Consider the following 16,757-nt stretch of genomic DNA (forward strand, 5'->3'; position numbering starts at 1 on the left):
CGTCCAAGAGAGCATCTATCGGGAGATAAAAGTGATGACATAGTCTGACTGCAAGGTGTAATGGCACTCCACTTCTCGAAAGCCCGTTTTAGCCACCAGCGAAGGCGATAAGTTCAGCCATATGCGCTGTTTGTACGGGTCAACGCATTTAACCTGAGCACACTCAAAGCCGAAGTATTCCCCGATATAGGGGTATAGGGCTTTGAACAAACTCTCTTTAGCGGAGAAGATGATTGTGGTGATGATATCATTGCTAAATGGCAGTGACGCCAGACGCTGCCACTCCCATACAGAACAAACGGAGCCGGATACCTCACACACCACATTGGCCGCTAACACTTTCTCGATATCCATTCCGATGTAGCGTCTGATGCTCTGAATAGCAGGGAGCACCGCACATGCTGCGATATCATCGCAGTGGGTAATGGTACCTAAAATACCGTCGGGCCATGTCGGACAGCGATTTGTACTAACCCCGACTTGTACTCCGCTGGCAACCACCCCACCACAAGCAGATATCGCCTGCCTTGCCGCATAACGACCCGCCAGAAACTCGGCTCGTCTTGAGCTTACCGCGCGGCCGAGTCCATCAGGACATCGAATCCTGAACTGCTTGAATAAGCTGTCATGATAGAGGCTTTGGTTAAACTGACACACAAATACACTCGCGCCATTGATGAGAAACCTCTGCTCCTTGTTGATAAACCGACCACTTGTTTGTTCAGATAAATCACGCACTCCCACAGCGTCAATGTCAGGAAATAGTGTCGCCATAATTACTGCCTTGTATCGACAGTAACAACCGCAGATAACCCGTTGTCGACCTGAACAGAGTCATTGAACACAATCTTAACCGGCACACGTTGCACCACTTTAGTAAAGTTGCCCGTCGCGTTATCTGGTGGTAGCAAAGCAAAGGTAGCGCCTGTGGCTGGCGATACGCTATCGATTCGTGCTGAGAATGTCTTCCCTGGATAGGCATCAATGGTGACATCAACAGACTGCCCTTTGTGCATACGCGACTTTTGCGTTTCTTTAAAGTTCGCCAGAATCCACGGTGTGCGATCGGACACTATGCTCACAACAGATTGCCCCGATTGCACCATCATACCAACTTGCAGGTTGCGATTGCTGATCACACCATTTATTGGAGCCACAATCCGGGTGTATCCCAATTCAAGCTTCGCCTGTGACAAACTGGCTTTGGCTTGCTTGACCATAGCATCGGCCTGCTCTATCTCACTTTCCAGTACCGAGAGCTTATCTTGTTGTGTTTTCAGGCTGGCCTTCGCCTCAAGATACGCCGCTTCATCAACTTTATAGGCAGATGCGCCATTGTCACGTTCACCTTTAGACACATAGTTTTGTTTCTCTAAGGCCTGCAAGCGTTTGTATTGCTGAAGTGAGTATTGATATTTGGCCTTCGCCGACGTCACTTTACTCTGGTACTCTTCGATGGCACTTTTCTGCATTTTATAGGCTGCATCCGCGTTCGACTGTTCCGCCTGACTTTGCGCTAAGGTCGCTTCAGCAAGCTGCTCTTTAATCACGAACTCACGATCATCCAACTGCGCTAGCAAGTCGCCTTTTTTGACCTTCTGATTGTCCTTAATATTAATTTTCACCACTTCCGCATTGATGCGCGAACTGACGTTAGTAATGTCCGTTTGAACGTAAGCATTGTCGGTGGTCTGGAAAAAGCGCCCGTAGTAATACCAATAGGCACCGCCAGCCAAGACCAACAACATCAGTGGAATCAAAATCTTTATTATTTTTTTCATAGCACGACCAACCAATCAAAAAAGACGAACAGTATTAAACTCGAACCAGTTGTTTACCGAAGTGCTTCCCTTCCAATAGATCGACAAAGGCCTGCGGTGCATTTTCCAATCCTTCGGTCACCGTTTCACGAAATTTGAGCTGACCACTTTCCGCTGCTGCGGTCAGCCAACTGATCGAACTTGCATAATCGTTGACCCACTCAGTCACCAGAAAGAATCGATTTTCCGGCGCACTTGGCAGTGAAGAGTAAAAGCGCGATAACGTCGAGGCATCCACGTCTTTACCCTTGTTGTATAACGCTGCACTGCCACAAATTGGTACTCTGGCACCTTCATTAAGGTGACGCGCCACTAAGGAAGAAATACGTCCGCCAACATTTTCAAAGTAGATATCCACACCGTCCGGACAGGCGGCTTCAATCTCCTCACCCAAATTGTCAGACTTGTAATTGACACAGGCATCGAAACCCAGTTCATCGACGACATAACGACACTTTTCCTCACTGCCCGCGATACCGACCACCCGGCAACCCGCCATTTTGCCAAGTTGACCAGCAACCGAACCCACAGCGCCTGACGCGGCTGACACCACCATGGTTTCACCTGCTTTAGGTTTGGCAATTTTGTTCAATCCAAAGTACGCCGCTCGACCGGGAGTTCCAGCCACGCTGAGAAAGATCGTTGGCGGCAGTTCTGTATCTGGCAGTTGATAAGTCATGAAATCCGCATCGTTACCGACACAATATTTTTGCCAACCTGAAAAAGTGAACACCCTATCGCCGACCTGATATTTAGGGCTGTTACTCTCGACGACCTTGCCAATGGTTTCTCCCTGAATCACTTCACCCAGTTTGATCGGCTCTACATACGCCGTGTTTTCGTTGAGGCGAGGTCGCGTATATGGGTCCATCGAAAGCCAAGTGTTTTCAATTAAAAACTCACCTGGCTTTAACTCGCCTATTGGCAGGTTGGCGATACGGAAATTGCCCGTTGTCGCGGCACCTTGTGGGTGACTATCAAGCACAATTGATGGGTTAACTAGTTGATTCATAAAACACCTCATTGAGTTTATCGTGTTGTAATTTGATACCAAGTAACTTGACGGCAAGTAGCTGGAAATTTATTCGCTTGCTTCCGATGACCAACGAAAGCTGGGCCAGTAAAAACTGAAAGCAATCATCGCCAACGTCAGTGGCCAAGCGCCAATGAAAACAAAGTAGTCAGCGTAATCTGGCATATCACTGGAGAACTTAATCACGAGCAGCGCTTTCACTGCGTAAGCGAGAATCCAAACCAGAGAAATCTCCTGCCAAACTTGGGCGTATTTTGGCGAGCCATAGACAGGCAACTGCATCAAACGAGGGAGCGCATTTTCCGCTTGAGTCCGAACCACTGGACGGCCGATCATGGAGTAGAAACCAAACACGACAATGACGGACAGTGATCCGCCTACCGAAAGAAAGACGCTTTCTTGGTCAATTCCAAACAGGGTGTAACCATGCAGGTAAAGGTAGTGAATGCTGCCAGAAACCAAAATCAAAGCGATAATGGACAGAGAACCACTCCGTTTGCTGAATAACTCCAGCAATGCGGAGTAACACGCTGTGACAATCAACGCCGCTCCGGCTCCTACCCCCCAGAAAACAAGGTTGTAGATCAGAATAGGTACTATGATGGTCATTCTTGCTTCCGAAGACAGCAGATAGCTCCAGACACTCATCGATGTTTTGTCACTCATGCTGATTCCTCTTTTTTTAGTCGAAGTTGGAAATCACGGTTTGAGCACAACACCATGATGGCGGTGGCGAGCATCATGAAACCCATGATCATAAATAAGTCATTAAAAGCCATGATTTGCGATTGAATTGCCATCCTTTCGCCGAGAATGCTCACCGCAGTTTGTTGAACATTGGTGCTATCAGACGACAACCCCTGATTGACCAGCAGATTCTTTACTTCACCCAGATAGTGATAAAATGGCTGACTACCTGTCAGCAAGGTGGATTTGATGGAATCGAGATGGAAATAGATCCGAGTAGTGAAATAGGTCGACAACACCGCGGTACCCATTGATCCACCCAGACTGCGAAATACGTTGATTAAAACGGCCGATGAGGCCGCATCCTCTGCTTTAATATTTTGAGTCGCTAGCATGGAGAGTGGCACCATGATAAACGGCTGGCCTAACGCACGAACTAACATAGACGCGATCATCTGTGGGCCAGCAAAATCAGCATTCATATGGCAATCCATAAAGGCACTAATAGCCAAACCAACGAAACCGATGAAGATAAGATACTTAGGGTTATAGCGACGAATGAGAAATGGGATCATAGGTAAAATCACCAACTGCGGCAGCCCCATCCAGATAACCACATGACCAATCTCTGTCGCATTGTAATCGTGAATCATCGTCAGGTAATACGGCACTAGGAATAACGTGCCGTAGATAGCCGATCCCAACATAGCAAAGATGAGTAAGGAATAGGAGTACTGATATTCCTTAAACAGGCGAATATTAATCAGAGGGTTACGGTGTACGATTTGGTCATAGACAAAAATCACAAAGCTGATGGCAGAGAGCACCGCCAGTACGCAAATCATGCGCGAGTCGAACCAGTTTTCATCACCGCCTTTTTCCAAAATGACTTCCAGCGTACCAAGAAACATCATCACCGACACAACGCCAACAAAGTCACCCTGACGAATGATTTGCCAGTTAATGATGGGATGCTTCATTGAACGTTGAATCAGAGCCCACGCCACCACTGACGGTAAAACATTGACGTAAAAGATCGCATGCCATGAAAAATGTTCAGTGAGCCAGCCGCCGATCGCCGGTCCTATCGCTGGGGCGAACGTGGCGATAATACTAAATAACGACATCCCCATAGGGCGTTTTTCTAGCGGCAGGATTTCAATAATCAAACGGAAAGACAAGGGGATCAATGCGCCACCACAAAAGCCCTGCAAAGCGCGGAAGACAATCATCGAGTCCAGGTTCCACGCCATCGAACAAAGCAAGGATGAGCCGAGGAAACCGCCGATACACCATAAAGCGTAACGGCCCGTTCCCAACGCTTTTGATAGCCAGCCACAAAGTGGGATCGCCACAATCTCAGCCGTAAAGTACGACGTCATCAGCCAAGAGGCGTCATCCAGGGACGCAGACAACGCCCCCTGAATGACTTTCATCGAGGAGTTAGTGATCTGGATGTCCAGAATGGCCATAAAGCCACCGATGAGGCCGCCGATGATGGCCCACCACTCCTTCCTTGAAACGACGACTTCGCTTTCCGGTTTTGAAAGTGCGATCGTACTCAAAGCAATTCCTCCTGTAGACGACTCGCCAAGTCACCAATGTGAGGCGCGTTCATCATGGAGATGTGATCGCCCTTAGTGATCAATACGGTCAGCGGCTGCTCGCTGTATGCCTGCCAACCCAGCCCAGATTCTTTCAGTCGCGTGCGGCCAGTTAAGATCTCTTCGGCTTCCGCCACGACAATAGGACCAGAATATCGCTGTCCCTGATATTCATCAGTGGCCTTCATATGAGCCTGAAGAATGGCGAGAAAATGCTGGAAATCCTCAGCGCTGATATTATCCGGCACCAAATTCGCTTTACGAAAACCGGTCAGGAATACCTGTGTTCTTTCCGCTTGTGACATCTTCGCCAATTGCTCGCCCGAGGTACCAAAAGACGTTCCAGTTAGCCGCTCTACCTTGTAAGCGAAGTAGGCAAGGCGATCATGCTCAGCCATAGTGGCGCTGTTATCGACGTTTACTTGAGGGGCTGGTTGGTCAAAAATCAGAACCTTCGGCTGGTTTCCGGTCAAGGCCTGAACCTGACACGCCATCTCAAAAGCAAGGGTTCCTCCGAGTGACCAACCACCGATGATCAACTCTCGACGCTCTGCTAGTTCGCCGAGCTGCTTCACGTAGTACTCAGCTAGCGTCGACACTTGGCGGTTGTACTCAGCTAGCCCCTGAAAATCAGCTACCTGAACACCGTATACCGGATGTTCTTTGCTCAGCCCCTTCACTAACTCGTCGTAACAAAGCACATTGCCGCCAGCAGGGTGAATAAGCAGTAACGTCGGCTTCTGCTGAGGATTTCCCTGATTGAGCATCACAATCGAAGAGCCATATTCAAAGCTATCGGATACCTGTTCGATCAGTTTGCTAAGTCGTGCAACACTGCTGTTTTCCAGTATCTGGCCTAGGGTCAAGGTGGTGGAGAAGGCCTTGTTCACTTCAATCAGCAGTTTCAATGCACTGATGGAATTTCCCCCAAGATTGAAGAATTCGTCATCAATACCGACCTGCTGAGTGCTCAAGGCTTGCTGAAACAGGATCAGCAAACGAGCTTGCGTTTGATTGTTCGGATGGGAAGAAGCCGATGTCTGTGTATTCCGCTTAGCCTCAGGCAACCCCTGATAATTGATTTTTCCGCTTGCGGTGATTGGCATAGCGTCGAGCCACATCCACATTTCTGGTTGCATATAAGCGGGTAATAGCTGTTTCAGTTTCGTCTTAATCCCTTCCTGATCGCCAGTTTCACCAACAACGACATAAGCGACCAAACGGCTAGAGTCCGCAGTTTGCTGCTGAACAACCGCTGCGCGTTCAACACTAGTAATCTGGCCCAGCGCCTGTTCAATCTCGGCCAGCTCAACTCGATAGCCACGTACTTTGACCTGACGATCCAAGCGACCAAGATATTCAAGGTTGCCATCCGCTAACAGGCGGCCTTTGTCACCAGTACGGTACAGACGCTCACCCGGTAAGTACGGGTGGGGAACAAAGTGACGCTGTGTTTGCTCATCGAGGCCAAGGTACCCTGAAGCCAACTGCGCTCCACCAATACAAATTTCACCGGGTACGCCTGCAGGAAGCAGTTGTTGGTGAGCATCGAGAACCAGTACATGACTTCCATCGAGGGCCTGACCAATAGGCGCAACCTGAGAACCCAAATCCGCGATGTTGCCGGGAATCGTCAGTGTCGTCACCCCCACCGTGCACTCGGTTGGCCCATAGTGATTGACTATCTGGCAGCTTGGTTTGAGCACTTTGACTTTCTCAATCAGAGAAACGGGTAAACGCTCACCGCCAAGCACCAATTTGCGCTCCGGAAGCAGATGCTGCGCGTTCGGGGTGTTCAACAACGCAGACAAATGTGTCGGCGTGATCTTCATACAATCAAGAGGTCTATCTTTTAGATAATTGGCGAGTTGTTCTGGGCTTTCCAGTAGGCCATTGGTCACTATCTCCAACTCGCCTTGCCCGACCAAAGCTGGGAATAACATGGTATGCGCCAGATCCGTGGAGAAGGACGACATTAAGCCATAGCGTGCTTTGTGAGTTTGTTCGAGTACTGGAGCAATCGCTCGGCAATAGTGGCTAAGTTGGGAATGGTGAACACACACACCTTTTGGTGCCCCTGTACTGCCAGAGGTATAAATGATGTACGCTGGTCCATCGCCAAAATCATCTGGCGGATTAGTGCGTGTTGGTGAGGTGTTACTCGTTTCTGTGTTCAGAATGTCGACCCAATTTAGTGAAGATTGTGTAGCCATTGCTTTTAAAGCAATGGGTACTTCACCTACGAGTAAAACACGCTTAACTTTAGCATCGTTTAAGATGAAGCCGATTTTAGATTCCGGCAGATTGATGTCGATAGGAAGGTAGCAACCACCCGCTTTCAGGGTGGCTAATATCGCGACCACACTATGCTCACTTTTTTTCCATCAGTATCGCGACGGGCTCACCGTGACTCATACCTTGCGAGGCCAGTTGTGCTGCCAACTGATTGGCGCGCTCATTAAGAACGGCGTAGCTCAGTGTACGCCCTTCACAACGCACGGCCACGTCTTCAGGGCAAGCTAGCGCCTGTTGCTCAAATTGCTGATGAACCGGCAACGCTTGACTTGCCTCTGTCGGTAAACACGTTTTCAGCAGAGACTGGCGCTCATCTTCCGTCACCAATGACAAGGCTTGAATCGACTGCTGTGGGTGCTCAATCAATGCCATCAATATGGTGTGTAAGTCACGCAGCATTCGCTGCACGGTGGCACGTTCAAACAGCGCTGTACTGTAGTTGAATGTGCACAACAAACCGTCGCCGTCTTCCTCAATCCATAGGTTGAGATCCAACTTAGACACACCGTAGTCTACTTTGAGTGGCGAATAGCTAAACAAGGTATTGGTTCGCGAGTGCGGATAAACCTGATAGGTCAGCACCGCCTGATAAAGCGGGTTAACACGTGCATCTCGCGAATAGTCGACCACATCCAGAATACGATTAAACGGTACGCTCTGATAGGCAATCGCCTCTTCACTTTCGGCTTTCGCTGCTTCTATCACAGTCGAAAGAGGCAAATCATCATTGAGCGTGAAACGCAGTGGCAGCGTGTTCATGAACAATCCCATCATTTCCTGCGTCTGGGCGTCACCGCGATTGGCGAAAGGCACACCAATCACAATGTCATTCTGATTACTGTATTTATGCAGGAGTAACTGGTAGGCCGCCAGCATCAGATGAAAGGTAGTCGCCCCCTGTTTTGCTGCGCAAGACTGAAGCTGATGACAGAAGTCAGCATCAAGTGGATGGCTGACATAACTTCCCTCAAAACTGAGGGTATCCGGGCGAGGGTGATCGGTTGCCAATTCCATCACACCTTGAACACCACTGAGCTTATCGCGCCAGTAGTTGAGACCCTGTTCGTACTTACCTTCTTCAAGCCAGCGGCTTTCTTTTAAGGCGTAATCAGTAAACTGCGCTGCATGATCTACCGTCTGGCCAAAGTAAGTGCCCATGAATTCTTTGAAGCACAAGCTGACGGTCCAACCATCTGAAATAATATGATGGAAGGTCAGCATAATGATGTATTCACCCGGCTGAGTTTTTGCCATTCGCCAGCGAAACAGTGGTCCTTTAGTCAGGTCAAAATTCTTTCTGCCTTCTTCACGAGCGACTCGCATGACCCACTGATTTTTATCCGCTTCAGGCATGGCAGTAATGTCATCAAAACCAAAATCGAAACTGGGTTGGTTGTCGATACACTGGTAAGGCTCGCCATCGACCACTCGGATCGTGGTGCGGAATATGTCGTGATTATTGACCATTTTCGTCAGAGCGCGTTCGACTCTGTCTGGTTCGAACTCGTGATCAATGTGACAGGTGATCGCCAACGGGTTGTTATAGGCTTTATTGTCTTCGAGGAATTGATCCAGTGTCCAAATGCTCTTTTGCGCATTGGTGAGAGGGAATATTTTGCGTTTTGGTTCCATTGTTGAACAACGGTTCTCTTCCATGAGCTGCGCTTTTTTCTGTTTTTTCTCTCTGGCGAGCCTTTTCAGCTCTTCAAGTCCCATAGAGTTCAAAATCTGATTCGTTTTCGTTGTCATAGCCGTGCCCTTTACTGTTTGGAAGATTTGGCTGCCGTGCGGCAGCCTGAAAGTGATAAACTTCCCGGGCTAATGCCCGGGAAATGGGCGCTATTCACTCTGAAGAACAGATTCAAACGCTTCGATGATCAGGCCGGACAGCCCTCTTACGGTTTGATCCTGATAGAAGAGATCCACTCGAATATCGACTTCAAACTTAGCTGATACTTTTGACACAATTTGCACCGCCAGCAGCGAGTTACCGCCAAGCTCGACAAAATTGTCATCAACACCAATACCTGAAATACCTAGAATCGACTGCCAGACTGCAATGATCTCTTTTTCGATATCATTTTCAGGTGCCACATACTCGACTGAGAGTTCTGGACGGGCGTGTCCTTGGCTGACTTCCGCTTCCAGCTCTGCCAACTGCTCATCTTCCTGTTCAGGAATCGCTTCGTAGATAAGCTGACCTAGATCACTGGTCACCACGACGAGTTGCTCAAACTCTAGGTGTGCAAGCTGTCGTTTCAGTGCGTCCAGACCTTCATAGAACAGAATATCCTTGTCAGAGACATCGACAGCAACCTGAGTTACAGCAGACGCTGGCGCAGAAGCGGTAACCTGATTCTCAGCTTTCATACGTACTAGCGTGTAGTTCTCCAAAACCATCAACGGCTTGCTATCAGCGGATAGGAAGACCACATCCAAGATGATGGTGCTGTCTTCCGCCTGGTACGGCTGTTTGAGTTTGATGTGCGCGTAGCAATCTCCGTCAAGCGGCGCTAGATAGCTTATCTTGCCGTAGCTGATTGGCAGGTAGTTGTCTGTCGTGATCAGGTTGATACAGCGAATGGAGACCGAGTCAATTAGTGCAGGGTGATACGGATACTGCTCAAAATCACTCTGGAACTGAGCATCGAGATCTTTATGAATCAGCCACTCACCCTCACCTTGCCATGCACACTTAGGGCCATTCCAACGCTCACTGAGCGATAGGAAGGTTTCACCCGTTACGGCATTGACGTAATCCTTGCCGGTTAAGTCATCAGGCAATTTGTTAATGCAGCGAGACTGAATCGCTTCAAGTGAATCTACAGCAGCAAGGCTCTCTTCACTCTCGATACCACGGCCAAGGTTGCCCAACGCATGTTCGTCCCACTCGATGTCACGGACGCCACGGCTACGAAGGCTGAAGCTGTAGCCCGCTCCTTCACTGCGCACATATAGACGCATTTCACGTGGCCATGCGTTGTGATAAATCGCCGGTTTGGTCAACAGCAAGTTCTTGACCTGAAGCGCTTCCTGAGGTTTGAAGTGATTCATCAGGGTATGCAGCATCGACAGTATGGTGGTACCAACCAAGGTCGGTTGATTCGACAAGCTATGCTCGTTGAGTACCCAGTCATTCTGCACATCCAGATTGACTCGATATTCTTCTTCCATACCTTTACGGCCGAGCAGCGTAAGCAGCCCTGTTGGTTCTAGAAGCGCTTCGTTGGCTTTGTTTTTCTCATCCAACTCACGAGCCCATTGAACGGCCATGCCGACATCGCCCCATTTGCCCCAGTTAATTGCGATGGTGCGACCGTTGCGATTCTGATTACGGTAGCTGGCAAACACATCCATAAAGGCATTGCCGGAACAGTAGTCAATTCGAGCTTCATCACCGACAATCGAGCTGATGGAAGAGAACAGCACCATGAAATCAGGCTGGCTGTCTCTGGTCAGGTCATCAAGAATCAGGCTACCGAGGATTTTCGGCTCCAGAACACTGGCACAATCTTCATCTGACTTGAGCGGAATGATGCCACCACCCGCAATACCAGCCGTGTGGAAAATGCCATCAAAGCGATCATAGCGTTCAAACACTTCCGACATAGCCACATAATCACAGACGTCCACATTGACTAGATCAATGGTGTTACCTTGCTCTTCAAGACGCAGGATGCCCGCCAGTTTTTCACTCATTGGGTCATCGACTGGGTGATTCTGAATCCAGTCATGCCATTGATCGCGTTCAGGCAGACGACTGCGATAGGTCAGAACAAGCGTCGCATTACTCATTTCCGAGATATGACCAGCCACCAGCATACCAAGGCCGCCCAATCCACCAGTGATGAGATAAACGCCATCATCTTTGAATTGCGCCGGTAAGCCTGGTTCTTGTTCTTTTAAGTTAACCGCCTGATAGTCTTCCTCCCAACGGCATCCACCTCGATACGCTACCAGTTGGCCGTCGGTGTTAATATTGCTCTCTGCAATAAGACAACGAGCTGCCTGCTCTACCGTCCAATGGCCCGAATCATTCGCTAAGTCCGTAGGCCAGTCGATATCGACCAAATGGCACTGAACATCTGGGTACTCGTGGTAGAACACACGAGCAGGTCCCACCAACAGTGCTTTCTCAGGCGCGTAAACGCGTTCCCCAGAGACACTGAAGATATTATTGGTCACCAACAACAGATGAAGATTATCCAACAAGTTCTCATTCACCAGCGCCTGTTGCAGATACAACGGACTGTAGAAGGAGTCCAGCTGGTGTTCACGGCATAGTTCAAGGTCGACGTCACCTTGCTCAGGAGAGAGGTTCCACAGATCAACAATGCGGATTGGATTCATCTCTTGAGCTTTGATGGCTTTAAGTACTCGGATGTAATCTTCACGAGAGGTTGGGTCAATAACAAAGCTCTTCGTGCTGTCGCCAGTGACGACATTTTCTTGATAACAGACGCCTTTGAATACAGTCACCACTTGTTGGCCTGATGCCAGAAGCTGAGAATGCAACTGATCAGCGATACCATACTCGTCAGCTAAAACTACCCAACAATCATTTTCAGCTTGAGTTTGTTTGCTCGGCATGAAGTCAGCAGGAATGGTTCGCTTCCACGCAGGCATATAGAACCAGTCACCGACATCGGTTTTCTTGCGTTTCAAACCAGCTTCCACACTGCTACTTGATAGGCTTTCAGCATTACCTGTTTTCAGCTCAGGCAGTTTGAATTCATTTCGTTCGAACGGGTAGCCAGGCAGAGGCAGGCGACGTCGGCGCTCATCACCATAGTAAGCTGTCCAGTCAATCTCGATGCCATTCGCCCATAAAGCACCAAGCATTGAGACAAAATACTCTCCGGAAATCTCGACTTCTTTCGCCGTAGGCAAAGAAGAGAAGATATCAGCATTCGACCCATCTTCTTCACGGAAGTGTTGCTTAGCCGCAGACTCCAAAGAACGGCCCGGCCCCACTTCTAAAGCCACAAAACCATCCTGATGATCGGCCATCAAGGTTTTGAATGCATGCGAGAACAACACAGGGTTTCTGACATGGCGCACCCAGTAGTCGCTATCTTGTGCTAACTCATCACTGATCCATTCGCCATTTACCGACGAGACGAACGGAATCTGCGGCGCATTCAGCTCAATGCCATCGATCACGTCTTTGAACGCTGGCAACATAGGATCCATCATGCTTGAGTGGAAGCCGTGTGACGTATCCAAGTGCTTGCAGAAGATGCCTTCTTCTTCCAGCTCATATTGGAATGCTTTTATCGCTTCAAGCTCACCCGCCACCACACAGAGCTCTGGGTAGTTGACTGCCGCGATATCCAGTTCACTGTTTGATAAGCGCTCTGTGAGCTCAGCTTCTTCCATCAAAACGGCTAACATTGCACCCGCCGGCAGAGCCTGAACCAACTTGCCACGAATCGCGACAGCTTTGAGCGCATCTTCCAACGAGAACACGCCTGACAAACATGCTGCCACGTACTCACCGACACTGTGACCAATCATCACATCGGGCTGAATGCCCCATGACATCCAAAGCTGAGCAAGGCTGTACTCAACAACGAACAACGCAGGCTGAGTGAATTGAGTTTCGTTGATACGAGCCGCGGTTTGATCATCTTGTGGGAAGATAATCTCACGCAGATCCTGTTCAAGAATTGGCATCAGATACTCGCAGCACTGATCCATCGCCTGTTTAAACACCGGATACGTCTGGTAAAGGTCACGAGACATGTTCGGATATTGGTTACCCTGCCCCGGGAACATAAACACCATTGGTCGCTTTGATTTGCTTCCAGATACAATCTGAGAAGGCTTAGCCAGCGCTTCAATGATGGCGTGACGATCATTGCCAACCACCGAGGTGGAAAATTCGAACTGTTTGCGGCCTACCTGCATGGTATACGCCACGTCCGCAACATCTGCATCTGGGTTATCTGTCAGGTAACTTGCTAGACGCTGTTTCATCTCATTCAATGCGTTACGACTGCGGGCTGAGAACGGGATCATGAGTGGCGAGTTATGCGCATCACCCGGTTGAGTCTCTGGCGCCGTTTCGAGGATCACACACGCATTGGTACCTCCGACACCAAAGGAGTTGACCAACGCATTGTTTGGCTTGTCCTGTTGTTTAAACGCCGTCAGTTCAGTGTTCATCACAAACGGGCTGGTTTCAAACTCAATGTTTGGATTCGGCTCAGCATAATGCAGTGAAGCTGGAAGTTGTCCGGATTCTAATGCCATTGAGGCTTTAATCAGACTGGCAACGCCCGATGCAGCATCAGTATGGCCGATGTTAGTTTTAACCGAGCCTAAACGGCAGAACTGCTCTTTATCCGTGAAGTGGCGGAAGGTTTGCGACAAAGACGAAAATTCAATCGGGTCGCCCAACGCCGTCGCCGTACCATGCGCTTCAACAAAGCGGATGTTTTCTACATCAATATCCGCGTTGGAAATCGCCTGCTTCGCAACTTCGACCTGTCCTTCAATGCCCGGCGCCGTGAATCCCGCTTTGAGGCTGCCATCATTGTTGATTGCCCCACCTTTGATCACTGCGTAGATGTGGTCGCCATCTTTGACTGCGTCTTTAACACGTTTGAGCAGCACAGCACCGACACCGCGACTAAACACTGTACCATTGGCACGAGAATCAAACGCGTAACAGCGTCCATCCGCTGACTCCATACCGCCTTGCATGTATTTGTAGCCGCGGCGCTCCGGTGTATCGATGGATACACCACCAGCAACGACGAGGTCACTTTCACGGCTTAACAAGCTGTTTATTCCCATCACCACCGCCACCATTGCGGTTGAACAGGCCGTCTGCACATTCACACTTGGCCCTTTTAAGTCCAGCTTGTAGGAGACTCGCGTTGTGACATAGTCTTTATCGTTATTGGTCACAACAGACGCGCCGCTGGCAAACTGGCTGACACCCGGATGGGAATGGACTTTGTTCAAATGCCACGCTGTACCTGTGCCACCAAATACACCCACTTTGCCTGGATAACTCGAAGGCACGTACCCCGCATCTTCAAAAGCATGCCAACTGCTTTCCAGAAACGCACGGTGTTGAGGATCCATGATTTCCGCGTCACGAGGAGTAATATCAAAGAAGTGCGCATCGAAATGTTGCGCGTTGCCGAGAATACCTCGTCGAGGAATGTAGTTGGGTGAGGCAATCAATTCTTCATCGACACCCGACTCGCGAAGTTCTTGTTCGCTAAATGTTGTGATGGTTTCCAGCCCTTCAGCAAGGTTCTTCCAGAACGTCGTGATGTCTTCTGCACCAGGGAATCGGCCTGACATGCCAATAATAGCTATATCTTTATCGCGCAGTGTTGCTTGGTCTTTCATATGCTACCTCACGGGTTGTATGTCGTATTTATTTGTACTTATTTCGGCAAAAACGGCCCCTCTCCTTTGAAAAGAAAGGCGTGTTTCAATCAGCGAATAAAATGAATTTTTCTTCTAGGTAAAACTATTTAGCGAAGTTTTAATTCGATTTTTCTAATAACACCTGAGGGTATTTTTTAGAGATATTCTTACTTAGCGAATCCACTGTAGGACATTGAAATAACTCGATAATATTAATCGGAATTCCAAGCTGTCTTTTTATTTCCCTGTGTACTTTGCTCATTAATAATGAGTTGCCTCCTGCATCAAAGAAGTTCTCATCTCGGGCAATTTTTTTAACGTCTAAAACCGATTGCCAGATTGAGAGAACACGGTTTTCAATTTCAGGTGTCATATTGGGTTTGTTATTCGACATAGTGCTAGAACCTTTTTGTTAGTGAGCGTTTAACGCTGACTTGCTGACTTTCCCATTAGGGAGCGTGGGTAAGCTATCAACGGAGTAATATCGGGAGGGTTGCATGTAATAAGGCAATACTTTTGCCAATTGTTCTTTGATCACTTGCACATCAACGTTGGACTGCTGAGAAGGCACGTAGAAGGCTGTCAGATATGACGCCTTACCGTCATCGCTGCTATCCACAATCACTGCAGCGTGAGAAATGCTGGGCATCGCTTGTAGCTGAGCTTCAATTTCAGCCAGCTCAATTCGGTGACCTCGCAGTTTGATTTGTGAATCGGTTCGGCCGTGGAACAGTAACGCACCGTCTTCTCTGGTACTCACCAAATCGCCTGTGCGGTACATTTTTCCACTCTGGGGATGATCTACAAAGCGCTCTTGAGTAAGGTCGGCACGTTTTAGGTAACCTTTCGCCAGAATATCTCCGGCTAAATACAGTTCACCGCACAGCCCTTGCTTTACAGGTTGTAGGGCTTCATCAAGGACAAGCACTTCTGCGTGCGGAATCGGGCGGCCAATGGGCACGACTTTTTCTACGCACTGTGGCTGACAGTACCAGTGACAGGCAAAAATGGTAGCCTCTGTCGGCCCGTAGAGGTTGTGGATATGACCCGGATACTGAGCAGACAGGTCATCCACCAAGCGTTGCGGTAGCGCTTCTCCACCAGAGAAGATATGCTCTAACGACGTACATTGTTGCAGTACATCCGCATCGACAATGATACGCAGTGCAGTTGGCACAAACTGGGCGACAGTGACCTGATGCTGCTCAACGAAATCAGCCAGTAGTACGGGATCATACTTAGCATCTTCAGCAATCAGTGCGCAGCTTGCCCCAGTCATCAGAGGCCAGAACATTTCCCAGACTGAAATATCAAAGCTGAATGTGGTCTGGTTCAGTACCCGGCTGTTTGTCGTCAGTTTAAAGGCATCTTGCATCCAGTTGAGGTAATTCACCACCGTATGATGCGCGATCATCACGCCCTTAGGCTTACCGGTTGAGCCTGAAGTATACATGATGTAACACAAGCTCTGTTCGTCTACCTGCGGTAAGTCTGGGGTTGTCGCGCTGGAAAAATCTATGCTATTCACATCCAACGTTGGAAGATCATTACTAAGCCAATCCATGCCATTCAAATTGTCAGTGATCACCAGTTTGGCTTCCGAGTGCTCTGCCATATAAGCGAGGCGGTCGCTTGGGTAATAGGGATCAAGCGGTAAGTAACAAGCCCCTGATTTCAATATTCCCAATATGGTCGCAACAAGGTTATTGCAGCGATTCATGTAGATGCCCACAACATCGCCTGATGTAATGCCAGAGCGGATTAATGACTGAGCAATATTATTGGCGCGCAGTTCCAGTTGGCGGTATGTAATGTTTTCGCTGTCACTTCGCAGAGCGATATTATCCGGTGTTTTGGCGCACTGATGAGCAAACTGACGGTGGATCAATTTTGACATTGTATTCATCTCCCCATATTTAATCGTTATTC

8 protein-coding genes and 1 pseudogene are annotated in these 16,757 nt (G+C 48.9%); all 9 read right to left on the reverse strand.

The annotated features are described in order from the left end of the window. Nucleotides 1-15 precede the first annotated feature (15 nt). Nucleotides 16-774, reverse strand: a complete 759-nt coding sequence (locus KW548_18570; protein QXX09093.1) for a 4'-phosphopantetheinyl transferase superfamily protein — start codon at nt 772-774, stop codon at nt 16-18. A 2-nt stretch (nt 775-776) separates the two neighbouring features. Beyond that, on the reverse strand, nt 777-1,781 hold the full coding sequence (locus KW548_18575; protein ID QXX09094.1) for an HlyD family secretion protein: 1,005 nt from the start codon (nt 1,779-1,781) through the stop codon (nt 777-779). Nucleotides 1,782-1,815: 34 nt separating this feature from the next. Then, nucleotides 1,816-2,832, reverse strand: a complete 1,017-nt coding sequence (locus tag KW548_18580; protein ID QXX09095.1) for an NADP-dependent oxidoreductase — start codon at nt 2,830-2,832, stop codon at nt 1,816-1,818. Between the two features lie 69 nt (nt 2,833-2,901). After that, the gene (locus KW548_18585) at nt 2,902-3,519 is read right to left on the reverse strand and encodes a hypothetical protein (protein QXX09096.1); all 618 of its coding nucleotides are present in this window, start codon (nt 3,517-3,519) and stop codon (nt 2,902-2,904) included. Then, a complete protein-coding gene (locus tag KW548_18590; GenBank protein QXX09097.1) occupies nt 3,516-5,105 on the reverse strand; it encodes a multidrug efflux MFS transporter in 1,590 nt (529 codons plus the stop codon). The genes KW548_18585 and KW548_18590 overlap by 4 nt, the downstream gene beginning before the upstream one ends. Then, a pseudogene (locus tag KW548_18595) lies at nt 5,102-9,188 on the reverse strand (amino acid adenylation domain-containing protein). The gene KW548_18590 and the pseudogene KW548_18595 overlap by 4 nt, the downstream one beginning before the upstream one ends. Nucleotides 9,189-9,278: 90 nt before the next feature. Beyond that, nucleotides 9,279-14,807, reverse strand: coding sequence for an acyltransferase domain-containing protein (locus KW548_18600; protein ID QXX09098.1), 5,529 nt, complete (start codon nt 14,805-14,807; stop codon nt 9,279-9,281). A gap of 139 nt (nt 14,808-14,946) precedes the next feature. Further along, nucleotides 14,947-15,222 (reverse strand): acyl carrier protein, encoded by a 276-nt coding sequence (locus KW548_18605; GenBank protein QXX09099.1) that lies wholly within the window; start codon nt 15,220-15,222, stop codon nt 14,947-14,949. A gap of 18 nt (nt 15,223-15,240) precedes the next feature. Further along, the gene (locus KW548_18610; GenBank protein ID QXX09100.1) at nt 15,241-16,725 is read right to left on the reverse strand and encodes an amino acid adenylation domain-containing protein; all 1,485 of its coding nucleotides are present in this window, start codon (nt 16,723-16,725) and stop codon (nt 15,241-15,243) included. Nucleotides 16,726-16,757: the final 32 nt, after the last annotated feature.

Origin of the sequence: Vibrio neptunius (genome assembly GCA_019339365.1) — a bacterium.
GTDB classification, from domain to species: Bacteria; Pseudomonadota; Gammaproteobacteria; order Enterobacterales; family Vibrionaceae; genus Vibrio; species Vibrio neptunius.